Here is a 23,425-nt window from a genome sequence, read left to right as displayed (position 1 = left end):
AGCGTTCCCCCGTCGAACGAGTCTCATCGGTGCGTGTCCAGGTGCCTGCGGTGCAGCCACTTCGGCAGTCCCGGCGCCTCCAGGAAGCCTTCCGCGCGGGCCGAGGCGAGGCCGATGCGCGGCAGGTCCGCGCTCTTCTCGAAGAGCAGGAACCGCGGCTCCCAGATGGGCCGGTACTTCGCGTTGGCGCGGTACAGCGACTCGATCTGCCACCAGCGTGAGAAGAAGCTGAGCAGCGACCGCCACAGCCTCAGCACCGGACCGGCACCGAGACGCGCGCCACGTTCGAAGACCGACCGGAACATCGCGAAGTTCAGTGAGACCTGCGTGATCCCGATCTCGCCGGCCCGCCGCAGCAGCTCGATGACCATGAACTCCATCAGCCCGTTGGCGGAATCGTCGGCGTCCCGGCCCCGCCGCATCAGGTCGAGGGACAGCCCGTGCGGCCCCCACGGCACGAAGGACAGCAGCGCCCGCAGCCGGCCCTCGGCGTCCGTGCACTCCAGCATCACGCACCGGCCGTCCCCGGGGTCCCCGAGCCGGCCCAGGGCCATGCTGAAGCCGCGCTCGGTGGCGCCGTCCCGCCAGTCGTCGGCCCGCTCGACGAGGTACGCCATCTCGTCGGCCGGGACGTCCGCGTGCCGCCGGATGCGCACCCGGTACCCGGCCCGCCGTACCCGGTTGTACGCCTGCCGGACGGTGCGCATCGCCCGGCCCTCCAGGGTGAACTCGGCGACCTCCACGATCGCTTCGTCGCCGAGTTCGAGGGCGTCCAGGCCGTGCCGGGAGTAGACCGTCCCGGCCTCCTCGCCCGCCCCCATCACCGCCGGGATCCAGCCGTGCGCCCGCGCCTGGGCGAGCCACGGCGCGATCGCCCCCGGCCACGCCTCGGGGTCCCCGATCGGGTCCCCGGAGGCCAGGCTCACCCCGCCGACCACCCGGTAGGCGACGCCCGCCTTCCCGGTCGGCGACCATACGACGCTCTTCTCCCGGCGCAGCGCGAAGTAGCCGAGCGAGTCGCGCTCGCCGTGCCGCTCCAGCAGCTCGCGCAGCCGCTTCTCGTCGTCCTCGGTGAGCGGGTCGACGGCCCGCCGGGACCGGAAGGCGGCGTAGAGGACGGCGAGGACCAGGGCCGTACTGAGCACGTTGACCGCCACGTTGGCCCAGTTCGGCGGGTCGATGCCCGGGAAGTGGGACTCCTCGGCGGCCACGGACACCAGCCGCAGGGCGCCGTAGTGCCAGCGCTCCGGGAACGTCGAGCGGGCCGCGTCCGGCGCCTGGTTGGTGACCGTCACCAGCAGCCCTGCCAGCAGGCTCGCGACCAGTCCGCCGCCGACGGCCACCGTGGCCGCGAGCCGCGGGTTGGACCGGTCGCCCTTGGCGTAGAACTCCCGCCGGCCGACGAGCAGCGCGCCCACGAAGGCGGCCGTCAGCGCCAGGGAGATCCAGTTCTGCGCGTACCGCCGGATCTCCGGGAACGCCATGGCGAACGCGAACAGGGCCAGGAAGAGCCCGCTCATCACCAGGTTGAGGATCCACGCGGCCCGCTTGCGGCGCCGCATGGTGATCGCCAGGAAGGCGGTGAACACCCCGGAGGCGAAGCCGGCCGTCAGCAGGTACGGCGTGAAGAAGTCGTCCTGGTTGTGCCGGCGCACGTCCTGGCCGAGCGAGACCCACACCGCGCTCAGGAAGTTGATGAAGGCGACGGTCCGCAGGTACCAGACGGCGAAGGCGGCGGCCCGCCGGGACGTCCCGGCGGACCGCCGCGCCTGCTCACCCGTCCGTGCCGCCTCCACGCGCTGCTCCACGGCAATTCCGGCATCTCCCATGGGGCAGGATCATATGGGGACCGGATGTGGCGAACCGTGCTTTTCGCTCCGACGCGGACGTCATCCTTCCGCTTCCCCGGACCCCCTTCCCCGCCGGCTGCTTCCCCCGGGTCACTCGTCTCCGCCGGGACGGCGGACGGCCGGGGTGGAGTGCGGCTGGGGTGGCGTATGGCGGGGATGGAGTACGGCCGGTACGGCGCGGGGCCGGGACGGCGTGGCCCGGCGGTGCCGGCCTGGCCGCAACCGCCTACTTCGCCTCCGGCGCCTCCTCGACCGGCGCCTCCTCGACCCCGGGTCACTCGTCTCCGCCGGGACGGAGTGCGGCCGGGATGGAGTGCGGCCGGGACGGAGTGCGGCCGGGACGGAGTGCGGCCGGGACGGAGTGCGGCCGGGACGGCGTGGCCCGGCGGTGCCGGACCGGCCGCGACCCCCTACTTCGCCTCCGGCGCCTCCTCGGCCCTGCGCCTACTCCGCCTCCGGCGCCTCCTCGGCCCTGCGCCTACTCCGCTTCCGGCGCTTCCCCGGCACCCGGGGTCTCCCCGGTGGCCGGCGGCTCCTCCGTGGCCGGGTTTTCCGGCAGTTCCGCGGCCAGGGCGGCCGCGGCCCGGACCAGCGGCAGGGCCAGCAGCGCGCCGACCCCCTCGCCGACCCGCACCCCCTGCTCCAGCAGCGGTTCGAGGGCCATCCGGTCCAGCGCCTTGGCCTGCCCCGGCTCCCCGCTGTCGTGCCCCGCCAGCCACCAGTCCGGCGCCCGGAACGCGACCCGCTGGGCGACCAGCGCGCACGCGGCGGCCACGACCCCGTCGAGGATCACCGGCAGCTTCCGTACCGCGCACTGGAGCAGGAACCCGGTCATCGCCGCGAGGTCCGCCCCGCCCACCGTCGCCAGCAGCTGGAGCTGGTCCCCGAGCACCGGCCTGGCCCGCCGCAGCGCGTCCCGGATCGCCGCGCACTTGCGCATCCACGCCAGGTCGTCGATCGCGACTCCGCCCCGCCCGGTCACCACGGACGCGTCGGTGCCGCACAGCGCGGCGATCAGCACCGCCGCCGGGGTGGTCCCGCCCACGCTGACATCGCCGAGCACCACCAGGTCGGTCCCCGAGTCGGCCTCCTCGTCGGCGACCGCGACGCCCGCCAGCAGGGCGGCCTCGGCCTCGTCCAGGGTGAGCGCGTCCTCGATGTCGATACGGCCGCTGCCCCGCCGCACCCGGTACCGGGTCACGTCCTTCGGGAAGGCGTCCGGTTCGCAGTCCAGCGCCATGTCCACGACCCGTACCGGCACCTCCAGCCGGCGCGCGAGCACGGACACCGGGCCGGCGCCCTCCAGCACCGCCCGCACCAGCTGCTCCGCACCGCCCGCGGGCCGTGCCGACACGCCCAGCTCGGCGACGCCGTGGTCACCGGCGAACAGCACCACCCGCGGCCGTTCGACCGGTCGTACCGGTACGGTGCCCCGCGCGGCCGCCAGCCATTCGCCCAGCTCGTCCAGGCGGCCCAGCGCTCCCGGCGGCACGATCCGGCGCTCCCGCAGGGCCTCGGCGTCCCGGCGAACGCCCCCGTCCGGGCGCTCGATCAGATCGGTGAAGTCGTCCAGATTAAGGCTGCTCATTCGCCGAACAGTACCGCCAGCGAACGACGGCTCCCGCGCCACATCGCCACCACACCCCCGCGACGTCTTTGCACCTCGGATCGGTATCCCATACGTTCCGGTTTGCCGCGGAATGTCGCACAGGGAGCCGCCCATGCCGACCTCGTCCCTCACCCCGCAGACCATCACCCCCTTCGACCCCTTCCAGGAGCCGCGCCGCGAGGACTGCCCCTGGTGCGGCTCCCGCCGCCTGCGCACCCGGGTGCGCGCGCCCGACCCGCTGCGCCAGCGGCCGGGCACGTTCGCCCTCGACCGGTGCCGGGACTGCGGCCACGTCTTCCAGAACCCCCGGCTCAGCGCGGAGGGAATCGCCTTCTACCACCGGGACTTCTACGACCGGCACCTCGACGAGCTGACCGCCCGCGTCCTCTCCCCGCGCGCGGTGCGCCGCCGGCACCGCACCGCCGCCTGGCGCCTGTCGGCGCTGCGCGAGCCGGAGAGCTGGCTGGACGTCGGCACCGGATACGGCCGCTTTCCCGAGGCGGCGAAGGAGTTCTTCCCCTACACCAGCTTCGACGGGCTCGACCCGACGGAACGGGTGGAGCAGGCGCTGCGCGAAGGGCGGGTGGAGGAGGCGCACCAGGGCTACCTGGCGACGCCGGGCATGGCGGCGCGGCTGCGCGCCCGCTACGACGTGGTCACCCTGTTCCACCACCTGGAGCACGCGCCCGACCCGCGCGCCGAACTCCGCGCCGCGCTCACCGTGCTGCGGCCCGGCGGCCACCTGGTCGTCGAGGTCCCCGACCCCCGCTGCCTCTTCGCCGCGCTCCTCGGCAGCCGCTGGTTCCCCTACGGCCAGCCGCGCCACCTGCACCTGCCGCCCCCGGCCAACCTGCGCGCGGAACTGGAGACCCAGGGCTGCACGATCCTGGTGACGGACCGCAGGGATCCGCACGTGCCCCTCGACCTCGCGGCCGCCGTCGCCCTCTCCCTGGCCCCCGCCCACCCCCTGCTCCAACTCGCGGCGAGCCCCCTCCTGGACGTGGCCGCGGCAGTGGACCACGTCCTGGCCCCCCTCGCGCGCCGCACCCGCTTCTCCAACGCCTACCGCATCGTGGCGCAGAAGCGGCTCACCCCCTGAGCACCAGCGCCTGCCCGGCGACGACCAGCAGCACCTGCTCGCACTCCGCCCCGAACGCCGCGTTCAGCCGCCCCAGTTCGTCCCGGTACCGCCGCCCGGACGCCGTCGCGGGGACGATCCCGGAGCCGACCTCGTTGGACACCGCCACCACCGTCCGCCGCGTCGTACGCACCGCGGCCGCCAGCTCCCGCACCCGCTCCCGCAGCTCCTTCTCGCCACCGCCCGCCCACTCCGCGTCGTCCCACGCCCCGACGGAGTCCATCACATCGGTCAGCCACAGCGACAGACAGTCGATCAGCAGCGGCGGCCCGTCCTCGGCCAGCAGCGGCACCAGGTCCGTCGTCTCCGTCGTGCGCCACGACCCCGGCCGCCGCTCCCGGTGCGCGGCCACCCGCGCCGTCCACTCGGTGTCCCCGCCCCGCGTGCCGCCCGTGGCCACGTACAGCACGTCCGGGAAGGTCTCCAGCCGCCGTTCCGCCTCCACCGACTTGCCCGAGCGCGCCCCGCCCAGCACCAGCGTCCGCCGCGGCACGTCCGGCACCTCCTCGTACGCCCCGACCACCAGCGTCGTCCCGTCCGGCACCGCCCGCGCCCCGGCCGCCGCGAGCCGGCGCCGCAACTCCGCGCCGGGCGGCACGTCGTGGTCCAGGTGGACCGCGAGCACGTCCGTCGTCGGGCCGACCGAGCCCACCGCGCGGAGCCGGGCGAGCGCGTCGGGCCGCCCGACGACGTCCGCCAGGAGCATGTCGTACGACTCCGCCGTCGCCTCCTCCAGACCGGCCGGCGCCCCGCCCGGCGGCAGGTACAGCAGCCGCTGCCCGTCCGGCCCGGTCACCGCGTAGCCGGTGCCGCCGGCGTCCATCGCCACCGCCCGCACCCGATGCCCCGTCAGCAGCGCCAACTCCCGCCCGTCCGGCACCCGGCCGGGCTGCGGCAGCCCGGCCGGCACCTCCACCGCGGGACCGTCGTGCGGGTGCGACAGCAGCACCTGCCGCAGCCCGCCCAGCGAATGCCCGGCGCGCGCCGCCGCGAAGGCCGCACCCGGTGTCAGGTCGAGCAGCAGCGCGCCGTCCACCAGCACCGCGGTCGCGGCCCGCGCGTCCGGCCCGAGCGCGGTCGCACAGGCGGCACAGGAACAGTCGGGGCGAGGCAGTCCCGCGGGGGCGCCGGTACCGAGCAGAGTGATGTCCACGGAACGATTTTCACCTCTCTGAGCAGGTCTTGCGCTTCCGGCTAGGCTCTCGGCAGGTGTCGGATCAAAGGAGGCCCACATGACGGCATGGACGTGGCGGTTCGAGAAGGCCGACGGGACGGAGGTCCAGCCGGCCGTGCAGCCCGAGGAGTTCACCACCCAGGGCGACGCCGAGTCCTGGATCGGCGAACACTGGAAGGCGCTGCTGGAGGGCGGGGCCGACCAGGTGCGGCTGTTCGAGGAGACCACCGAGATCTACGGGCCGATGAGCCTGCAGGCCGACGCCTGAGGCCACCGGCGGGACGAGAAGGCGGGAAGGGGGAGGGGGCCGCGGGGCCGCCCTCACCCCTTCCTCATTGCTCGCCCAGCGTCACCGGGACCGTCTTCTCGGCGCCGTCGCGCAGGTACGTCACCGACGTCCGCCGGCCCGGCTTGCCGGCCGCCAGCGCCTCGGCGAGCGAGGTCATGGTGGTGATGGGCTGGTCACCCACCCCGGTGATGATGTCCCCGGGCCGCAGGCCGGCCCGTTCGGCCGCGCCGCCGGCCCGGACGCTGACCACCGCCACCCCGACCGGCCGGTAGCGGTCGTCCACGAAGGTCCGCCCGGTGATGTCGAGGGCCGCCCGCCCGGAGTCGACGACCTTGCCCTGCCGGACGATCTGGTCGGCGATCGTCCGCACCATCGACGCCGGGATCGCGAACCCGATGCCCGGCGCCGCGCTGCCGCCGAGGCCGGGATCGGCCGCCGCGAGTGTCGGGATGCCGATCACCTGCCCGGCGAGATCGACCAGGGCGCCGCCGCTGTTGCCGGGGTTGATCGCGGCCGACGTCTGCACCATGTTCGCGATCGTCGCGCCCGTACCGCCCTCCGTGCTGCCCTCGCTGACGGTCCGTCCGGTCGCCGAGACGATGCCCTGGGTCACGCTGGACGACAGCCCCAGCGGCGACCCCATCGCCAGCACGATCTGGCCGACCTCCACCTTTTCGGAGTTCCCGAACACCGCCGGCTTCAGCCCGTCCGGCACCCGGTCCAGCCGGATCACGGCCAGGTCCTGCTCGGGGTAGGAGTAGACCAGGCTCGCGGTGAGCGGCTCCTCGTTGCTGGCCGTCGTCACCTGGAAGGTCTTCTCCGACCCGACCACGTGCGCGTTGGTGACGATGTGTCCGTTGCCGTCGTACACCACCCCGGAGCCCAGGTCGCGGCTCGCCTGGATCTGCACGACCGACGGCAGGACCTCCTTGATGACCCTCTGGTACTGGCTCTGCAGGTCGCCCGCGGCCATCGGCAGGGCCGCCAGGGTCCCCGCCGGAGCCGTCGCCGGGGCGTCCCGCCCGGCCGGTGCGGCGGGAACGGTGCAGCCGGCGGCGAGGGCCGCGCAGCACGCCAGCGCGGCGGCGGCGCGGACGGCCGTCCGCGGGGCACGCGCACGGGTACGGGAAGCGTCCATGCCCCGAGTCTCACCGCAGGGTGATCACCCGTCCCGCGCTGTTGCCCCGAACGGGCTCAGCCGCGTACCCCGCACAGATGCAGCAGCGCCGCCACCCCGCGGTAGGGGTCCGTGCGCCCGGCCCGCTCCTCCACCGCGAGCAGCGTCCCGAGGTCCTCGGGTACGTCCGCGTCGTCCGCCACCGTGTCCGTGAAGACCCGGACGCCGTACCAGGCGTGCAGCGGGGCGGCGATGCCGGCGAGCGTGGCGGTCAGGGAGGCCAGACGGTCGGCGCGGACGTCCAGGCCGAGGCGGTTGCGGTACGCGGTGGTGTCGAAGGCGGCCAGGGCCCCGGCCCAGTCGCCGGTCAGGCCCGGGCGCATGGCGAGCGCGTCGCCGTTGCGCACCAGGAGGGAGAGCAGACCGCCGGGGGCCAGCATCCGGGCCAGGCCCGCCACCAGCGGGTCGGGCTCCTCGACGTACATCAGTACGGCGTGGCACAGCACCACGTCGAAGCTGCCCGGCAGGAAGTGCACGCCGGTGTCCCGCCCGTCGCCCTGCACCAGCCGGACCCGCTCCCGGATGCCCTCCGGCTCCCGGGCCACGGCCTCCCGGGCGGCGGCGATCATCGTCGCGTCCTGCTCGACCCCGGTCACCTGGTGGCCGAGCCGGGCCAGCCGCAGCGCCTGCGCGCCGCGGCCCATCCCCACGTCGAGCACCCGCAGCCGCCGCCCGACCGGGAACCGCCCGGCTATCTGCTCGTCCAGCTGCCGCGCCACCAGCTCCTGGCTCACGACGTCCCGCAGGCCGCCCAGCCGGTCCGGCCGGGCCTCGGCCGCGCCCCCGGTGAAAGCGTCAGCGCTCAGGGCCGCGCTCCGCGCTTGACCTGAGGCTTCGGCAGCCGGAGCCGGCGCATCTGCAGGGACCGCATCAGGGCGTAGGCGACCGCGCCGCGGGTGTTCTCGTCCGGGAAGCGCTCCTTGAGCCGCTTCTTCAGCCGGAAGCCGCTGAACGCCGCGTCCACCACGATCAGCACGATCACGACCAGCCACAGCAGCAGCGCGATGCTCTGGATCGCGGGCACCCGCACCACGCTCAGCACCAGGATGACCACGGCGAGCGGCAGGAAGAACTCCGCCACGTTGAACCGCGAGTCCGTCCAGTCCCGGGCGAACCGCCGGACCGGGCCCCTGTCCCGGGCGGGCAGGTACCGCTCGTCGCCGCCGGCCAGCGCCTGGCGCTGCCGCTCCAGCGCCCGCCGCCGCTCCTCGCGCTGGCGCTTGGCTGCCTCCTTGCGGTTGGTCGGCGTCTGGGCGACGCTGCGACGCTGGGACTGGGCCTCACTGCGCTTGGGCGTGGGCCTGCCCTTGGGCGCCTGCGGGTCACGGGGCTGCTTGGAGTCGGTCACCGCCGCCTTGTCGGCGGGGGCCTTCTCTTCCTTGGCACGGCTACGGAACACAAAACCCAAGGGTAAGGGCTGCACCGGCATGGACCCCAGTCCGCTGGGGAACGATCCGGCAACACCGGACGTCTTCAGGGTGGATCACCTACTCCTCACGCCGGAGCCGCGCGGACCGCAGTCGTCCTCGGGGATGAGCGCATCACCCCGCGAACGGTGCGGTAATGGAAGCAGGGCCCGTACTGTGGGTCCTGTCGCAGGTTCGGTGAGCCGGAGTCCGTCAGAAGGGGGCGCGCGAAGCCCATGAGCGGTGTCATGAAGCGTATGGGGATGATCTTCCGCGCGAAGGCGAACAAGGCCCTTGACCGGGCCGAGGACCCGCGCGAGACCCTCGATTACTCGTACCAGAAGCAGCTGGAGCTGCTGCAGAAGGTCCGCCGGGGCGTGGCGGACGTGGCCACCAGCCGCAAGCGCCTGGAGCTCCAGCTCAACCAGCTCCAGCAGCAGTCGTCCAAGCTGGAGGACCAGGGCCGCAAGGCGCTCGCGCTCGGCCGGGAGGACCTGGCCCGCGAGGCGCTGTCCCGCAAGGCCGCGCTCCAGCAGCAGGTCACCGACCTGGAGACGCAGCACGCGACCCTCCAGGGCGAGGAGGAGAAGCTCACCCTGGCGGCCCAGCGCCTCCAGGCCAAGGTGGACGCCTTCCGTACGAAGAAGGAGACCATCAAAGCCACCTACACCGCCGCCCAGGCCCAGACCCGCATCGGCGAGGCCTTCTCCGGCATCTCCGAGGAGATGGGCGACGTCGGCCTGGCCATCCAGCGCGCCGAGGACAAGACCGCCCAGCTCCAGGCCCGGGCCGGCGCCATCGACGAACTGCTCGCCTCCGGCGCCCTGGACGACCAGTCCGGCATGCACAAGGACGACATCCAGGCCGAGCTGGACCGGCTCTCCGGTGGTACGGATGTAGAGCTGGAACTGCAGCGCATGAAGGCCGAGCTGGCCGGGGGCTCCCCGCAGCAGGCCATCGAGGGCGGCACCGGTCAGGGGCAGTCCCAGCAGCAGCCGCAGGACACCCCGCGCTTCGACAAGCAGTAGGCCGGCGCCGGGGCCCGAGCCGAGGAGGCCGACATGATCGTACGGATCATGGGGGAGGGCCAGGTGAGACTGGACGACACCCGTCTCACCGAGCTGAACAAGCTGGACGACGAGCTGACGCGACGCTGGAGGAGGTCCGGGAACTGCTGAGCGACGACGGGCTGATCCCGGGCTGATCCCCGGCCGGGCGACGACGCGACGCTGGAGGAGGTCCGGGAACTGCTGAGCGACGACGGGCTGATCCCGGGCTGATCCCCGGCCGGGCGACGGGGCTGAGCGGCCGGGCGTCCGGTGACCCTTTCCGCCGTCACGCCCTGTGCCGGAACCGTACTGTTCCTCCGTGAGCACTCTCGAACGCGCCCGGTGCAGCCTCAAGGCCCACCCCCTCGCCCTGGACGCGGCCCTCGCGGCGGGCGTGCTGGCCTGCATGATCGCCGGCACCTTCGCCGTGCCCCGGGGCGAACAGGGCGTCACCTGGGAGCTGCGGGTCCCCGACGCCCTCAGCCTGCTGCTGATGCTGGCCGGCGCGGCGGCGCTGGTCTTCCGCCGCCGCACCCCGCGCACGGTCCTGGCCGTCACCGGCACGGCCTCCCTCGTCGAGTTCGTCACCGGCGACCCGCGCGCCCCGGTCGCGATGTCCGCCGTCGTCGCCCTCTACACCGTGGCCGCGACCACCGACCGCCCCACCACCTGGCGCCTCGGCCTGCTCACCATGACCGTGCTGACGGCCGCCGCCATGCTCGCCGGCCCGCTGCCCTGGTACGCGCAGGAGAACCTGGGCGTGCTCGCCTGGACCGGCATCGGCGCCACCGCGGGGGACGCCGTACGCAGCCGCCGGGCGGTCGTGCAGGCCATCCGGGACCGCGCGGAACGCGCCGAACGCACCCGGGAGGAGGAGGCGCGCCGCCGGGTCGCCGAGGAGCGGCTGCGGATCGCCCGCGATCTGCACGACGTCGTCGCCCACCACATCGCCCTGGTCAACGTGCAGGCCGGGGTCGCCGCCCACGTCATGGACAAGCGGCCCGACCAGGCCAAGGAGGCCCTCGCGCACGTCCGGGAGGCCAGCCGCAGTGCGCTGAACGAACTCCGTGCCACCGTCGGCCTGCTCCGCCAGTCCGGTGACCCGGAGGCCCCCACCGAACCCGCTCCCGGCCTGAACCGCCTGGAGGAGCTGGCCGACACCTTCCGCAGCGCGGGCCTGCCGGTGGCCGTGGCCCGCGCCGACCAGGGCACCGAACTCCCGGCCGCCGTCGACCTGGCCGCCTACCGGATCGTCCAGGAGGCCCTCACCAACGTGCAGAAGCACGCCGGCCCCGGCGCCGGGGCCGAGGTGAGCGTCGTACGGGCCGGCCCGGCCCTGGAGGTCACCGTGCTGGACGACGGCTCGGGCACGGCCGGCGAGCCGGAGGCCGGTGGCGGGCACGGACTGCTCGGCATGCGCGAGCGGGTCACCGCCCTCGGCGGCACCCTGACCACCGGCCCCCGCTACGGAAGCGGCTTCCGGGTCCATGCGATCCTGCCGGTCGAGACGACGACGGCCCAGGGGGAGTCCGTATGACCATCCGTGTCCTGCTCGCCGACGACCAGGCACTGCTGCGCAGCGCGTTCCGGGTGCTGGTCGACTCCGAGCCCGACATGGAGGTGGTGGGGGAGGCCGCCGACGGCGCGGAGGCGGTCCGGCTCGCCCGGGAGCACGGCCCCGACGTCGTCCTCATGGACATCCGGATGCCCGGCACCGACGGTCTCGCCGCGACCCGGCTGATCGGCGCCGATCCCTTGCTGGCACAGGCCCGCGTGGTCATCCTGACCACCTTCGAGGTCGACGACTACGTCGTCAGGGCGCTGCGGGCCGGCGCCTCCGGCTTCCTCGGCAAGGGCAGCGAGCCCGAGGAGCTGCTGAGCGCCATCCGGGTCGCGGCCGGCGGCGAGGCGCTGCTGTCCCCGGCCGCCACCAAGGGCCTGATCGCCCGCTTCCTCGCCCAGGGCGACGACGAGGGCCGCGACCCGGCCCGCTCCGAGCGGCTCGGCGCGCTCACCGGCAGGGAGCGGGAGGTCCTCGTCCAGGTCGCCGGCGGCCACTCCAACGACGAGATCGCCGAACGCCTGGCGGTCAGCCCGCTGACGGTGAAGACGCACGTCAACCGGGCCATGGCCAAGCTGGGCGCGCGTGACCGGGCGCAGCTCGTCGTGATCGCGTACGAGTCCGGGCTGGTCCGTCCGAAGACGGAGTGATCTCCACCCGCGTGTACTGCGCGCGGAGTAGGGGGCCGGTGGAGGACGGGACCTGGGGCCTACGGAAGGGGCCCCCGGCATGGCTCAGGGTGGTCGAGTGGGCGCTCACCTGCGTCCTTGCCGCTTCTGCCGCTCACAGAAGAGAGACCCTGCCCCATGTCCTGGCTGTCCCGGTTCAGCCTTGCCCAACGGGCCCTCGTCGGGCTCGTCTCGATCATCGCGCTCGCCTTCGGGCTGATCGCCATACCCCAGATCAAGCAGCAGCTGCTGCCCACCATCGAACTGCCCATGGTGTCGGTCGTCGCGCCGTACCAGGGCGCCTCGCCCGACGTGGTCGAGAAGCAGGTCGTCGAGCCGATCGAGGACAACCTCCAGGGCGTCGACGGCGTCACCGCGGTCACCTCCACCGCGAGCGAGGGCAACGCCGTGATCATGGCGTCCTTCGACTACGGCAACGACACCGACCGGATCGTCTCCGACGTCCAGCAGGCCGTGAACCGGGCCCGCAACCGGCTCCCGGACGACGTCGACCCGCAGGTGGTCTCCGGCTCCACGGACGACATGCCGACCGTGGTCCTCGCCGTCACCTCGGACAAGGACCAGCAGGCCCTCGCCGACCAGCTCGACACGACCGTCGTGCCGGCCCTGAAGGACATCGACGGCGTCGGCCGCGTCCAGGTCATGGGCGTCCGCGACCTCCAGGTCACCGTCACCCCGGACGACGCGAAGCTCGCCCGGGCCGGCCTCACCCCCGCCGCCCTCGGCCAGGCCCTCCAGGCGGGCGGCGCGACCGTCCCGGCCGGCTCCTTCGACGAGGACGGCGCGAACCGCACCGTCCAGGTCGGCGGCGGCTTCACCTCGCTCCGGCAGATCGAGGACCTGAGGATCCCCGGTGAGGGCGCCGGGAAGCCGGTGCGCCTCGGGTCCGTGGCCACCGTGCGGGAGCAGCCGGCCCCGGCCGACTCCATCACCCGCACCGACGGCCGGCCCAGCCTCGCCGTCAACGTCACCATGGACCACGACGGCAGCGCGGTCTCCATCTCCGAGGCGGTCCAGGACAAGCTGCCCGGTCTGCGCGCGGACCTCGGCTCGGGCGCGCGGCTCACCGTCGTCAGCGACCAGGGCCCGGCCGTGTCCAAGTCCATCAAGGGACTGACCACGGAGGGCGCGCTCGGCCTGCTCTTCGCGGTCCTGGTGATCCTGGTCTTCCTGGCCTCGGTCCGCTCCACCCTGGTCACCGCGGTGTCCATCCCGCTGTCCGTGGTCCTCGCACTGCTCGTGCTGTGGATGCGCGACCTGTCGCTGAACATGCTGACGCTGGGCGCGCTGACCATCGCCATCGGCCGGGTCGTCGACGACTCGATCGTGGTCCTGGAGAACATCAAGCGGCACCTCGGCTACGGAGAGGAGCGCAAGGAGGCCATCCTCACCGCGGTCCGTGAGGTGGCCGGCGCGGTCACCTCCTCCACCCTCACCACGGTCGCCGTGTTCCTGCCGATCGGCCTGGTCGGCGGCATGGTGGGCGCCCTGTTCGGCTCGTTCAGCATCACGGTGACGGCGGCCCTGCTGGCCTCCCTGCTCGTGTCGCTCACGGTCGTGCCGGTGCTGTCGTACTGGTTCCTGCGCGCCCCGAAGGGCACCCCCGAGGACGCGGCCGAGGCCCGCCGCAAGGCCGAGGAGAAGGAGGCCGGCAGCCGTCTCCAGCGCGCCTACGTCCCCGTCCTGCGCTTCGCGACCCGCCGCCGGCTGACCAGCGTGGCTCTGGCGATCGTCGTCCTGGTCGTCACCTTCGGCATGTCCGGCCTGCTGAAGACGAACTTCTTCGACCAGGGAGACCAGGAGGTCCTGACCGTCAAGCAGAAGCTGAGGCCCGGCACCAGCCTGGCCGCCACCGACGCGCAGGCGAGGAAGGTCGAGAAGCTGCTCGCCTCCACCGAGGGCGTGAAGGACTACCAGGTCACCGTCGGCTCCTCCGGCTTCATGGCGGCCTTCGGCGGCGGCACCGACACCAACCAGGCGTCGTACCAGGTGATGCTGAAGGACTCCGCGTCCTACGGGGACGTGCAGAAGCACCTGGAGGACGGCCTGAAGAAGCTCAAGGGCATCGGTACGACCACGGTGTCGGCCGGTGACGGCTTCGGCAGCCAGGACCTGAGCGTGGTGGTCAAGGCGTCCGACCCGCAGGCGCTGCGCACGGCGGCCGAGCAGGTCCGCTCCACGGTCGCCGGCCTCGACCACGTCACGGACGTCAGCAGCGACCTCGCGCGGAGCGTGCCGCGGATCTCCGTCAAGGCGAACGCCAGGGCGGCGGCGGCCGGGTTCGACGACCAGAAGCTGGGCGCCGCGGTGGCGCAGGCCGTGCGCGGTACGACGGCGGCCAGGGCGATCCTGGACGACACCGAGCGGGACGTCGTCGTACGGTCGGCGAAGCCCGCGACGACGCTGGCCCAGCTGAAGCACCTGCGCCTCGGCCCGGTCCGGCTCGGCGACATCGCCACCGTGCGGCTGGTGGACGGCCCGGTGTCCATGACCCGGATCGACGGGCAGCGCGCGGCCACCGTCACGGCCAGGCCGACCGGTGACAACACCGGCGCGATCAGCGGCAAGCTCCAGACGAGGATCAAGGCGCTGAAGCTCCCGGCGGGGGCCACGGCAGAGATCGGCGGTGTCAGCTCCGACCAGGACGACGCGTTCAAGAACCTGGGCCTGGCCATGCTGGCGGCCATCGCGATCGTCTTCATGCTGCTGGTCGCGACGTTCCGCTCGCTCGCCCAGCCGCTGATCCTGCTGGTCTCCGTCCCGTTCGCGGCGACGGGCGCGATCGGCCTGCTGGTCGCCACCGGCACTCCGATGGGCGTGCCCGCGATGATCGGCATGCTGATGCTGATCGGCATCGTGGTCACCAACGCGATCGTGCTGATCGACCTGATCAACCAGTACCGGGCGCAGGGACACGGCGTGGTGGAGGCCGTCGTCGAGGGCGGCCGGCACCGGCTCCGCCCGATCCTGATGACGGCGCTGGCGACCGTCTTCGCCCTGCTCCCGATGGCCCTGGGCGTCACCGGTGAGGGCGGTTTCATCGCCCAGCCGCTGGCCGTGGTCGTCATCGGCGGCCTGATCACCTCGACCCTGCTGACCCTGCTCCTCGTCCCGACGCTCTACGCGATGCTGGAGCTGCGCAAGGAGCGGCGCGCGAAGAAGCGGGCGGCGAAGAAGGGTCTTGCGTCCCCGGCCCCGGCCGCCTCGGACGAGCCGGAGCCCGCGGGGGTCTGACCCCCGCCCCGGCGCCCCCTCCCGCGCAGGACTTTCCCATCCTGTGATCCGGACCTGCTCTTGCGGGGGAGGGGAACGGGGCGGTGGCACTGCACGGGTCCGGACCGGTCCGCGAGGTCGCCGCCGAGGTGGTCCACGCCGGTACGCCGTGGACCCCGCCGACTCGCCGGAGCTGCCGGGGAACGAGGGCGCCCTGGCGGTGACGACCCCCGTCGGCACGCTCTTCACGCGGGATCCGGCCCGCCCCGGACGCGAACCGGCGCCGGCGTGCCCGGGCACGCCGGCGCCGGTTTCCGCCGGACGGGTACGGCTACGGAAGCGCCAGCATCCGCTCCAGGGCCAGCTTGGCGAACGCCTCCGTCTCCTTGTCGACCTCGATGCGGTTGACCAGGTTGCCCTCGGCCAGGGACTCCAGGGCCCAGACCAGGTGGGGCAGGTCGATGCGGTTCATGGTCGAGCAGAAGCAGACGGTCTTGTCGAGGAAGACGATCTCCTTGCCCTCGGGGGCGAAACGGTTCGCCAGCCGGCGGACCAGGTTCAGCTCGGTGCCGATGGCCCACTTGGAACCGGCCGGGGCGGCCTCCAGCGCCTTGATGATGTACTCGGTCGAACCGACGTAGTCCGCCGCCGCCACGACCTCGTGCTTGCACTCCGGGTGGACCAGCACGTTCACGCCGGGGATGCGCGCGCGCACGTCGTTCACCGAGTCCAGGCTGAAGCGGCCGTGGACCGAGCAGTGGCCGCGCCACAGGATCATCTTCGCGGCGCGCAGCTCCTCGGCGGTCAGCCCGCCGTTCGGCTTGTGCGGGTTGTAGACCACGCAGTCGTCCAGGGACATCCCCATGTCACGGACGGCGGTGTTGCGGCCCAGGTGCTGGTCCGGCAGGAAGAGGACCTTCTCACCCTGCTCGAAGGCCCAGTCGAGGGCGCGCTTGGCGTTGGAGGAGGTGCAGATCGTGCCGCCGTGCTTGCCGGTGAACGCCTTGATGTCGGCCGAGGAGTTCATGTACGACACCGGGACCACCTGCTCGGCGATGCCCGCCTCGGTCAGCACGTCCCAGCACTCGGCGACCTGTTCGGCCGTCGCCATGTCGGCCATGGAGCAGCCGGCGGCGAGGTCGGGCAGGACGACCTTCTGGTCGTCGGAGGTCAGGATGTCCGCCGACTCGGCCATGAAGTGCACACCGCAGAAGACGATGTACTCGGCCTCCGGGCGCGCCGCCGCGTCCCGGGCCAGCTTGAAGGAGTCGCCCGTGACATCGGCGAACTGGATGACCTCGTCGCGCTGGTAGTGGTGGCCGAGCACGAAGACCTTGTCGCCGAGCTTCTCCTTGGCGGCGCGGGCCCGCTCGACCAGGCCGGGGTCGGACGGCGACGGCAGGTCACCGGGACACTCGACGCCCCGCTCGCTCTTCGGGTCGGCCTCGCGGCCGAGCAGCAGCAGGGCGAGCGGAGTCGGCTGTACGTCGAGCTCCGGGGTCTGGGCGGTGGTCACGACACGCACCCTTTCTACTTTTCGTCTAACTGACGCTATCTATCATATCCGGTTCACGTCACTTTGACGATGGCGATAGCGTCGATGTGACGTGAATCCCGCCGGGTCCCTCTTCGGGCGCCTGTCCGCGTTCCCGGGCATGTGCGAGCATGAGGAGGCAAGGAAAACGCGACCACGCGAATGCCCGGCCCGGAATGAATCCGCGGAAGCGCCGGTTGCACTCGTCGGCAAGCAGTCTCCGTACAACCCGGGAGAGATGTAGATGTCCGTATCGGACGAGACCACCACCGTCACCGACGGCATCATCCTGACCGACGCCGCCGCGGCCAAGGTGAAGGCCCTGCTCGACCAGGAAGGCCGCGACGACCTCGCGCTGCGCGTCGCCGTCCAGCCCGGCGGCTGCTCCGGCCTGCGCTACCAGCTCTTCTTCGACGAGCGCTCGCTCGACGGCGACGTCGTGAAGGACTTCGGCGGCGTCAAGGTCGTCACGGACCGGATGAGCGCTCCGTACCTGGGCGGCGCCACCGTCGACTTCGTGGACACCATCGAGAAGCAGGGCTTCACGATCGACAACCCGAACGCCACCGGTTCCTGCGCCTGCGGCGACTCCTTCAGCTGAGCCGGCACCGGCCCGCACGGGCCGGAGAAGGCAGCAGAGGCGGCGGTCCCTTCCGGGGGCCGCCGCCTTTCGTGTCCGGCGCGTGCCCGCGCCCGGGCTCCCGCCTAGCGCGGCCGCGCCGACGCGTCCGGTCGCAGCGAGCCCGGCTTCGCCTTCGGGACCGGCCTGCCGTCCGTGCCGACCACCGTCCGCCCGTCCAGCGGCGCGTGCAGCGTCACTGTCTTCACGTAACTCTTCGCGATCAGGATGCACACCCGGTCCGGCCAGGGCTTCTCGGTGACCGTCACCGTCACCCGGCCGCCGCTCTCCCGGGCCGACGTCTTGTAGTCGGCGCAGACCCCGCCGGAGAAGCGCAGGTTCAGCGTCCGCCCGTCGGCCGTGTAGGCCTCCACCCGCACGCCACGGCTCTTCCCGGGTGCCGGGGAGGGCGGCGAGGACGCGGACGGGGACGCCGACGCCAGGTACTTCGGGTCGACGGCCGGGTACGTCACCGTGAACGCGTCCTCCGCCGTGGACCCCCGCACCTGGAACAGCCAGGACGGCACCAGCGTCTGCCGGCCGCCGACGGAGTGCGCGGCCAGCCCGAACACCGCCTTCTCGACCGTGACCGTGCCGGCGCCCGTCTCCGTGCCGCCGTCCGTCCCCGTGCCGGCCGACGGCTCGGCCGACCCCGGGGACGCGCCGCACGGCTGCTCCAGCCGGTCCTTCAGCGGCACCGGGCTGGCGCACCCGCCGATCCCCATCCGGTGATCGCCCTTCACCGTCCGGTTCATCAGGTCCACCGTCTTCCGCGCGCTCAGCACGGGGTACGTGTCGCCCTTCACCGGCGCGGCGAGCAGCCCGTGGCCGCCGACCAGCTCGCCCTTGCGGTCCACGGTCAGGCCGGTCGTCCAGCCGTAGGTGGGCAGCCCGCCGACCACCGGATCGGCGTTCACCACCCGCTGCGCGCCCATCACCTGGCTCGCGTCGAGTTCCGCACCGGCCGATCCCACCGCCTCCAGCACCGGCGCCGCCGCCTTCTCGGCCTCCGCCACGCTCACCGGGGCGCCCGCCGGAGCGCCCGGGTCCTGCGTGCAGACGGTCACCTTCCGGCAGTTGTCCGTGCCGGGCGCGTACCGGTCGAAGCTCCAGCTGCCCGGCGCGTCGCGGTTCACCGTCAGGCTGGGTCCGGAGCCGTCCCGGCCGCCGATCCGCCAGCTGCGGCCCTCGGCCACCGGCGTCCCGTCGATCCCGAGCGCCTTCGCCAGCCGGACCACCCGGGCCCGGCCGACCTCGCCCCGCGGCTCGTACACCGGTGCCGCGCCGGGGCCGTCCGGCAGGTCGCCCCGCACCACGTACCGGGTGCCGTACGGGTCCGGCTCACCGGGCGCGATCCCGCCGGTGCCGGAGTGCTCCCAGCCGTCCAGAGTGAGGGGCGGGGGAGTGCCGCCGGCCGCGCCGGGGGCGGCCGAGTCGCCCGTACGGCCGTCCGTGCCGCTGCCCGCGGCGAGGTAGGCGCCACCGCCGCCGATCACCAGGACGGCCGCGGTGGCGACGGTGACGATCACGGCGGTGGGGCGCCGGCCGCTCGCCCGCCCGGGTTCCGCCCCTTCGGGAGCTTCGGAGTTCTCAGGCCGCTCGGTGTTCACCGCATCGCTCCTCACTGCTCGTGTCCCGCATCCCCGGCTGCGGGGGACGGCGATGGGACGCGGGAAGGGAGCGTACGGTTCCCGGGCGTGCGCCCCGGGGTCAGTCGCCGTAGTCGGACATCGCGTCCAGCAGTCGGGCCGAGCGCACCGGCACGTCCACGCCGTGGATGAGGGACGGCGGCACCGGCCGGGACGCGGCGTGCTCCGGGACCTCCCAGTGCGGGGCCATCCGGGCGCAGTCGCCGCGCAGCGCGGCGAGGCCGCCGTCGAGATCGGCCAGGGCGGTGGAGGTGACCTTGAGGTTCGTCATGACCGAACCGTAGGCACGGCGGAGGCTGCGGAGAAAGGGCTACTATCGGGTAGTTTTGTCAGCTTCAGTGGCGGCTCCGGACCGGGTAGCGTGAACTGTCAATCCCGCCTCCCGCAGGAGAATGCCGCCGTGCGCATCGCAGTCACCGGCTCCATCGCCACCGACCACCTCATGACCTTCCCCGGCCGCTTCGCCGACCAGTTCGTCGCGGACCAGCTGCACACGGTTTCGCTCTCCTTCCTGGTCGACAACCTCGACGTGCGCCGCGGCGGCGTCGGCGCCAACATCGCCTTCGGCATGGGCCAGCTCGGCACCGGCCCGATCCTGGTCGGCGCCGCCGGCTTCGATTTCGACGAGTACCGGGCCTGGCTCGACCGGCACGGCGTCGACACCGAATCGGTCCGCATCTCCGAGACCCTGCACACCGCGCGCTTCGTGTGCACGACGGACTCCGACCACAACCAGATCGGCTCCTTCTACACCGGCGCCATGAGCGAGGCCCGCCTGATCGAGCTGAAGACCGTGGCGGACCGCGTGGGCGGCCTCGACCTGGTCCTCATCGGCGCCGACGACCCCGAGGCGATGCTCCGCCACACCGAGGAGTGCCGCTCCCGCTCCATCCCCTTCGCCGCGGACTTCTCCCAGCAGATCGCCCGCATGGAGGGCGAGGAGATCCGGATACTGCTGGACGGGGCGACGTACCTCTTCTCCAACGAGTACGAGAAGGGCCTCATCGAGTCCAAGACCGGCTGGAGCGACGAGGAGATCCTCGCCAAGGTCGGCCACCGGGTCACCACGCTCGGCTCGCGCGGCGTACGCATCGAGCGCACCGGCGAGGACCCGATCGAGGTCGGCTGCCCGGAGGAGGAGCGCAAGGCCGACCCCACGGGTGTCGGCGACGCCTTCCGCGCGGGATTCCTGTCGGCCCTGGCCTGGGGCGTGTCCCTGCAGCGCGCGGCCCAGGTGGGCTGCATGCTCGCCACGCTGGTCATCGAGACCGTCGGGACGCAGGAGTACCAGCTGCGGCGGGGGCACTTCATGGAGCGGTTCGTGAAGGCGTACGGCGACGAGGCCGGGCAGGAAGTCCGGGCCCACCTGAGCTGAGGCCGGCGCGGGGTCGTCCGGGGGCCGGCGCCCCCCGGAACCCCCTCAGCCGGCCCGGCGCACCACGTACGCCGTTCCCCTCTCCGCCGGCTCCTCTCCGACGTACTCCTGGCCCCGCATCTCGCACCAGGCCGGGATGTCCAGACGGGCCGCCTCGTCGTCGGAGAGGACCCGGACGGTGCCGCCCACGGGGACCTGGGCGAAGACCTTGGCCAGCTCGATGACGGGGATCGGGCAGCGCTTGCCGAGGGAGTCGACGAGCAGCTCCTGCGGGCCGCCCTGGGTGACCGGCACGGGCGCGCCCAGCTTCTCGCGCACCCCGGCCACCGCCCCGGGCAGCACCTCCAGGAACCGTTCCACGTCGGCCTCCGCCGTACCGGGCGGCAGCGAGACCCGGACGTTGCCCTCGCTCAGCACCCCCATCGCCTTCAGCACATGGCTGGGCGTCAGCGTGCTGCTGGTGCAGGAGGAGCCGGAGGAGACCGAGAAGCCGGCCCGGTCCAGCTCGTGCAGCAGGGCCTCGCCGTCGACGTACAGGCACGAGAAGGTGACGATCCCGGGCAGCCGCCGCTCGGCGTCGCCGACCACCTCCACGTCCGCCACCAGCTCCGGCACCCGCGCCCGGATCCGCGCCGTCAGCTCCCGCAGCCGTACCGCCTCCTGGGCCGCCTCCGCCCGTACGGCGCGCAGCGAGGCCACGGCCGCGACGATCGCCGGGATGTTCACGAACCCGGGTGCCCGGCCCGACTCCCGCTCGTCCACCGGCCCTTGCGCGGCGAACCGCACCCCCTTGCGGACGACGAGCAGCCCGACCCCCGCGGGCCCGCCCCACTTCTGGGCGCCGGCCGTCAGCAGCGACCAGTCGCCCTCCACCGGGCCCCAGCCCAGCGACTGCGCCGCGTCCACCAGCAGCGGCACCCCGGCCGCCCGGCACGCCCCGGCCACCTCGGCCACCGGCTGCACGGTCCCCACCTCGTGGTTGGCCGACTGGAGGCAGGCCAGCGCGGTGTCCGGGCGGAGCGCGGCCGTGTACCCGGACGGATCGACGGCCCCGGCCCGGCCGACCGTCACCCGGGTGACGGAGCCGCCCTCGGCCTCGAACGCCTCCGCCGAATGGAGTACGGAGGAGTGTTCGACCGCAGACACGATCAGGTGGCGTCCGACCCGCCGCCGCCCGGCCAGCACCCCGGCGACACCCGTGTGCACGGCCCGCGTCCCGGACGACGTGAACACCACCTCGTCCGCCCGGCACCCGACCGCCTCCGCCGCCGCCTCCCGAGCGGCGTCCAGCAGCATCCGCGCCTTGCGTCCCTCCCGGTGGAGCCGGGCCGGATCGGCCCATCCGTCATCCAGAGAGGCCAACAACGCCTGGCGGGCGACGGGATGGAGAGGAGCGGCGGAGGCAGCGTCGAAGTAGGCCATACGGCAACGCTAAACCGCCGGTACGGGCAGCGTCCCGAAGGGGCGCTGGGCGGTGGCATCAGGGGCTCCGGCCAGGGGCGCGACCAGCCACAACGGACCCGCAGCCGCCAATCCAGCGAACCACCCCACCCAGTAGGCACCCCTCCTCGCGAACCCTCGGAGAGGGTGGGCTAGGGTTTGGTCCGCATAAACATCCAAACCCCTGCCCGACGCAGGGCGGCGACCGACCAGCGAGAAGGCCGCAGCCAACCGCGCGGGCGAGACTCTCGGGAAGGCGCTACGTGAGTCCCAACGGCTCCGACCGCTCGCCGCGGCGCCCGATGCGGCGGAAGCTGCTGCAGGCACTGACCGCGGGCCTGGTCCTGGCGACCGCAACCGGTTGCACATACAAGGACTTCCCCCGCCTTGGCATGCCCACCCCGACCACGGAAGAGGCTCCGCGGATCCTCTCCCTGTGGCAGGGCTCCTGGGCTGCCGCGCTCGCCGTCGGCGTGCTGGTGTGGGGCCTGATCCTGTGGAGTGCCCTCTTCCACCGGCGCAGCCGCACCAAGGTCGAGGTTCCTCCGCAGACTCGGTACAACATGCCGATCGAGGCCCTGTACACGGTGGTCCCGATCATCATCATCTCGGTGCTCTTCTACTTCACGGCCCGGGACGAGTCGAAGCTGCTCAGCCTCACCGACAAGAAGCCGGACGTCACGGTCAACGTGGTCGGCTTCCAGTGGAGCTGGGGCTTCAACTACATCGAGAACGTCCCCGGTTCCACCGGCGACGCCAAGACCGACGGGAACCTGGACGCCATTCCGGCCCGGTTCAAGAAGGACTTCCCGGCGAACGCCGGCGGTGTCTACGACGTCGGTACCCCTGGCACGCGGAACCCGCAGACGAACAACCCCGGTCCGACGCTCTGGCTCCCCAAGGGCAAGACGGTCCGCTTCGTCCTCACCTCGCGTGACGTCATCCACTCCTTCTGGGTGGTGCCGTTCCTGATGAAGCAGGACGTCATCCCGGGCCACACCAACGCGTTCCAGGTGACCCCCAACAAGGAGGGGACCTTCCTGGGCAAGTGCGCGGAGCTCTGCGGCGTCGACCACTCCCGGATGCTGTTCAACGTGAAGGTCGTCTCCCCGGCGGCTTACCAGAAGCATCTTCAGGACCTCGCCAAGAAGGGGCAGACCGGTTACATTCCCGCCGGCATCGCGCAGACGAGCCACGAGAAGAACCGGGAGTCGAACGTACTGTGAGCATCCTCAACGAACCCCAGGGTGCCGCCGCAGCTGAGGACTCGTACGAGAACGAGCTGCCGGTCTGGTCACCTCGTTCGCGTTCTTCCTGATCGGCGGCGTGATGGCGCTGCTGATGCGCGCCGAGCTGGCCCGCCCGGGTCTGCAGTTCATGTCGAACGAGCAGTTCAACCAGGCGTTCACGATGCACGGCACCGGCACGATCATGCTGCTGATGTTCGCGACGCCGCTGTTCGCCGGCTTCACGAACTGGATCATGCCGCTGCAGATCGGCGCGCCCGACGTGGCGTTCCCGCGGCTGAACATGTTCGCCTACTGGCTGTACCTGTTCGGCTCGACCATCGCGGTGGGCGGCTTCCTCACCCCCGAGGGCGCGGCCGACTTCGGCTGGTTCGCCTACTCGCCGCTGTCGGACGCGGTCCGCAGC

Annotated in this window: 19 protein-coding genes and 2 pseudogenes; 11 read left to right on the top strand and 10 right to left on the bottom strand. The window is 72.9% G+C overall.

Annotated elements, in window-relative coordinates; all coding sequences use genetic code 11:
• Window positions 1-23 precede the first annotated feature (23 nt).
• Window positions 24-1,829 carry a phosphatidylglycerol lysyltransferase domain-containing protein gene (locus IG05_RS0109260; RefSeq protein ID WP_234335812.1) on the bottom strand — a complete coding sequence of 602 codons (1,806 nt, stop codon included), beginning with the start codon at window positions 1,827-1,829 and terminating at the stop codon, window positions 24-26.
• Window positions 1,830-2,328: 499 nt separating this feature from the next.
• Window positions 2,329-3,438, bottom strand: a complete 1,110-nt coding sequence (gene cobT / locus IG05_RS0109255; protein WP_030340908.1) for a nicotinate-nucleotide--dimethylbenzimidazole phosphoribosyltransferase — start codon at window positions 3,436-3,438, stop codon at window positions 2,329-2,331.
• A gap of 133 nt (window positions 3,439-3,571) precedes the next feature.
• Here cobT and IG05_RS0109250 point away from each other — a divergent pair, with 133 nt between their 5' ends.
• Complete coding sequence (locus IG05_RS0109250) at window positions 3,572-4,558, top strand: class I SAM-dependent methyltransferase (protein ID WP_030340906.1); 987 nt, start codon at window positions 3,572-3,574, stop codon at window positions 4,556-4,558.
• Here IG05_RS0109250 and IG05_RS0109245 read toward each other — a convergent pair.
• Window positions 4,548-5,750 (bottom strand): bifunctional adenosylcobinamide kinase/adenosylcobinamide-phosphate guanylyltransferase, encoded by a 1,203-nt coding sequence (locus tag IG05_RS0109245; protein ID WP_030340904.1) that lies wholly within the window; start codon window positions 5,748-5,750, stop codon window positions 4,548-4,550. The two genes, IG05_RS0109250 and IG05_RS0109245, sit on opposite strands and share 11 nt — an antisense overlap.
• A 79-nt stretch (window positions 5,751-5,829) precedes the next feature.
• Here IG05_RS0109245 and IG05_RS0109240 point away from each other — a divergent pair, with 79 nt between their 5' ends.
• The gene (locus tag IG05_RS0109240; protein ID WP_030340902.1) at window positions 5,830-6,039 is read left to right on the top strand and encodes a hypothetical protein; all 210 of its coding nucleotides are present in this window, start codon (window positions 5,830-5,832) and stop codon (window positions 6,037-6,039) included.
• Window positions 6,040-6,103: 64 nt separating this feature from the next.
• Here the strand turns inward: IG05_RS0109240 and IG05_RS0109235 are convergent, their stop codons facing one another.
• From IG05_RS0109235 to IG05_RS0109225, 3 genes are all read right to left on the bottom strand, one after another.
• Window positions 6,104-7,198, bottom strand: a complete 1,095-nt coding sequence (locus IG05_RS0109235) for a S1C family serine protease (protein ID WP_030340900.1) — start codon at window positions 7,196-7,198, stop codon at window positions 6,104-6,106.
• 56 nt (window positions 7,199-7,254) lie between these two features.
• Window positions 7,255-7,956 carry a class I SAM-dependent methyltransferase gene (locus tag IG05_RS0109230; protein WP_030340898.1) on the bottom strand — a complete coding sequence of 234 codons (702 nt, stop codon included), beginning with the start codon at window positions 7,954-7,956 and terminating at the stop codon, window positions 7,255-7,257.
• A gap of 83 nt (window positions 7,957-8,039) precedes the next feature.
• The gene (locus IG05_RS0109225) at window positions 8,040-8,666 is read right to left on the bottom strand and encodes a DUF3043 domain-containing protein (RefSeq protein WP_199808277.1); all 627 of its coding nucleotides are present in this window, start codon (window positions 8,664-8,666) and stop codon (window positions 8,040-8,042) included.
• A gap of 225 nt (window positions 8,667-8,891) precedes the next feature.
• Between IG05_RS0109225 and IG05_RS0109220 the strand changes: the two genes are divergently transcribed.
• The 5 genes and pseudogenes from IG05_RS0109220 (at window position 8,892) to IG05_RS0109200 (ending at window position 15,176) form a co-directional block, all read left to right on the top strand.
• Window positions 8,892-9,671, top strand: a complete 780-nt coding sequence (locus IG05_RS0109220; RefSeq protein WP_078894006.1) for a PspA/IM30 family protein — start codon at window positions 8,892-8,894, stop codon at window positions 9,669-9,671.
• Between the two features lie 33 nt (window positions 9,672-9,704).
• Window positions 9,705-9,923: pseudogene (gene pspAA, locus IG05_RS42040) on the top strand (PspA-associated protein PspAA).
• Window positions 9,924-10,011: 88 nt separating this feature from the next.
• Window positions 10,012-11,229 (top strand): sensor histidine kinase, encoded by a 1,218-nt coding sequence (locus IG05_RS0109210; protein ID WP_030340892.1) that lies wholly within the window; start codon window positions 10,012-10,014, stop codon window positions 11,227-11,229.
• Entirely contained in the window at window positions 11,226-11,903 is a 678-nt protein-coding gene (locus IG05_RS0109205; protein ID WP_030340890.1) for a response regulator, read from the top strand. The genes IG05_RS0109210 and IG05_RS0109205 overlap by 4 nt, the downstream gene beginning before the upstream one ends.
• Window positions 11,904-12,059: 156 nt before the next feature.
• The gene (locus IG05_RS0109200; protein ID WP_030340889.1) at window positions 12,060-15,176 is read left to right on the top strand and encodes an efflux RND transporter permease subunit; all 3,117 of its coding nucleotides are present in this window, start codon (window positions 12,060-12,062) and stop codon (window positions 15,174-15,176) included.
• Window positions 15,177-15,486: 310 nt separating this feature from the next.
• Here the strand turns inward: IG05_RS0109200 and nadA are convergent, their stop codons facing one another.
• Window positions 15,487-16,671 (bottom strand): quinolinate synthase NadA, encoded by a 1,185-nt coding sequence (nadA, locus tag IG05_RS0109195; RefSeq protein WP_030340887.1) that lies wholly within the window; start codon window positions 16,669-16,671, stop codon window positions 15,487-15,489.
• A 262-nt stretch (window positions 16,672-16,933) separates the two neighbouring features.
• Here nadA and IG05_RS0109190 point away from each other — a divergent pair, with 262 nt between their 5' ends.
• Window positions 16,934-17,290 carry an iron-sulfur cluster assembly accessory protein gene (locus tag IG05_RS0109190; RefSeq protein WP_030340884.1) on the top strand — a complete coding sequence of 119 codons (357 nt, stop codon included), beginning with the start codon at window positions 16,934-16,936 and terminating at the stop codon, window positions 17,288-17,290.
• 104 nt (window positions 17,291-17,394) lie between these two features.
• On the opposite strand, the gene IG05_RS0109185 is transcribed toward IG05_RS0109190, so the two are convergent.
• Both IG05_RS0109185 and IG05_RS0109180 read right to left on the bottom strand, forming a co-directional pair.
• Window positions 17,395-18,918: a hypothetical protein gene (locus IG05_RS0109185; RefSeq protein WP_030340882.1), complete on the bottom strand. Its 1,524-nt coding sequence runs from the start codon at window positions 18,916-18,918 to the stop codon at window positions 17,395-17,397.
• Between the two features lie 100 nt (window positions 18,919-19,018).
• Window positions 19,019-19,228: a hypothetical protein gene (locus IG05_RS0109180; RefSeq protein ID WP_030340880.1), complete on the bottom strand. Its 210-nt coding sequence runs from the start codon at window positions 19,226-19,228 to the stop codon at window positions 19,019-19,021.
• A gap of 129 nt (window positions 19,229-19,357) precedes the next feature.
• Between IG05_RS0109180 and IG05_RS0109175 the strand changes: the two genes are divergently transcribed.
• Window positions 19,358-20,332 carry a carbohydrate kinase family protein gene (locus IG05_RS0109175; RefSeq protein WP_030340875.1) on the top strand — a complete coding sequence of 325 codons (975 nt, stop codon included), beginning with the start codon at window positions 19,358-19,360 and terminating at the stop codon, window positions 20,330-20,332.
• Between the two features lie 45 nt (window positions 20,333-20,377).
• Here the strand turns inward: IG05_RS0109175 and IG05_RS0109170 are convergent, their stop codons facing one another.
• Window positions 20,378-21,754, bottom strand: a complete 1,377-nt coding sequence (locus tag IG05_RS0109170) for a cysteine desulfurase/sulfurtransferase TusA family protein (protein ID WP_030340873.1) — start codon at window positions 21,752-21,754, stop codon at window positions 20,378-20,380.
• A 281-nt stretch (window positions 21,755-22,035) separates the two neighbouring features.
• Here IG05_RS0109170 and coxB point away from each other — a divergent pair, with 281 nt between their 5' ends.
• Entirely contained in the window at window positions 22,036-22,998 is a 963-nt protein-coding gene (coxB, locus tag IG05_RS0109165) for a cytochrome c oxidase subunit II (protein WP_030340870.1), read from the top strand.
• A pseudogene (locus tag IG05_RS0109160) lies at window positions 22,995-23,425 on the top strand (cbb3-type cytochrome c oxidase subunit I); the annotation flags it as partial. The gene coxB and the pseudogene IG05_RS0109160, both read left to right, overlap by 4 nt.

Source organism: Streptomyces sp. NRRL S-1022, assembly GCF_000720135.1.
Classification (GTDB): domain Bacteria; phylum Actinomycetota; class Actinomycetes; order Streptomycetales; family Streptomycetaceae; genus Streptomyces.
Note: the sequence above shows the minus strand (reverse complement) of the source record. Positions and strands in the feature narration are given on the sequence as shown.

What these genes read in the sequence shown, in the direction of transcription:
- IG05_RS0109260 (WP_234335812.1), bottom strand. Translation starts at nt 1,829, where the DNA reads ATGGGAGATGCCGGAATTGCCGTGGAGCAGCGCGTGGAGGCGGCACGG.
- cobT (WP_030340908.1), bottom strand. Translation starts at nt 3,438, where the DNA reads ATGAGCAGCCTTAATCTGGACGACTTCACCGATCTGATCGAGCGCCCG.
- IG05_RS0109250 (WP_030340906.1), top strand. Translation starts at nt 3,572, where the DNA reads ATGCCGACCTCGTCCCTCACCCCGCAGACCATCACCCCCTTCGACCCC.
- IG05_RS0109240 (WP_030340902.1), top strand. Translation starts at nt 5,830, where the DNA reads ATGACGGCATGGACGTGGCGGTTCGAGAAGGCCGACGGGACGGAGGTC.
- IG05_RS0109235 (WP_030340900.1), bottom strand. Translation starts at nt 7,198, where the DNA reads ATGGACGCTTCCCGTACCCGTGCGCGTGCCCCGCGGACGGCCGTCCGC.
- IG05_RS0109225 (WP_199808277.1), bottom strand. Translation starts at nt 8,666, where the DNA reads ATGCCGGTGCAGCCCTTACCCTTGGGTTTTGTGTTCCGTAGCCGTGCC.
- IG05_RS0109220 (WP_078894006.1), top strand. Translation starts at nt 8,892, where the DNA reads ATGAAGCGTATGGGGATGATCTTCCGCGCGAAGGCGAACAAGGCCCTT.
- IG05_RS0109205 (WP_030340890.1), top strand. Translation starts at nt 11,226, where the DNA reads ATGACCATCCGTGTCCTGCTCGCCGACGACCAGGCACTGCTGCGCAGC.
- IG05_RS0109200 (WP_030340889.1), top strand. Translation starts at nt 12,060, where the DNA reads ATGTCCTGGCTGTCCCGGTTCAGCCTTGCCCAACGGGCCCTCGTCGGG.
- IG05_RS0109190 (WP_030340884.1), top strand. Translation starts at nt 16,934, where the DNA reads ATGTCCGTATCGGACGAGACCACCACCGTCACCGACGGCATCATCCTG.
- IG05_RS0109180 (WP_030340880.1), bottom strand. Translation starts at nt 19,228, where the DNA reads ATGACGAACCTCAAGGTCACCTCCACCGCCCTGGCCGATCTCGACGGC.
- IG05_RS0109170 (WP_030340873.1), bottom strand. Translation starts at nt 21,754, where the DNA reads ATGGCCTACTTCGACGCTGCCTCCGCCGCTCCTCTCCATCCCGTCGCC.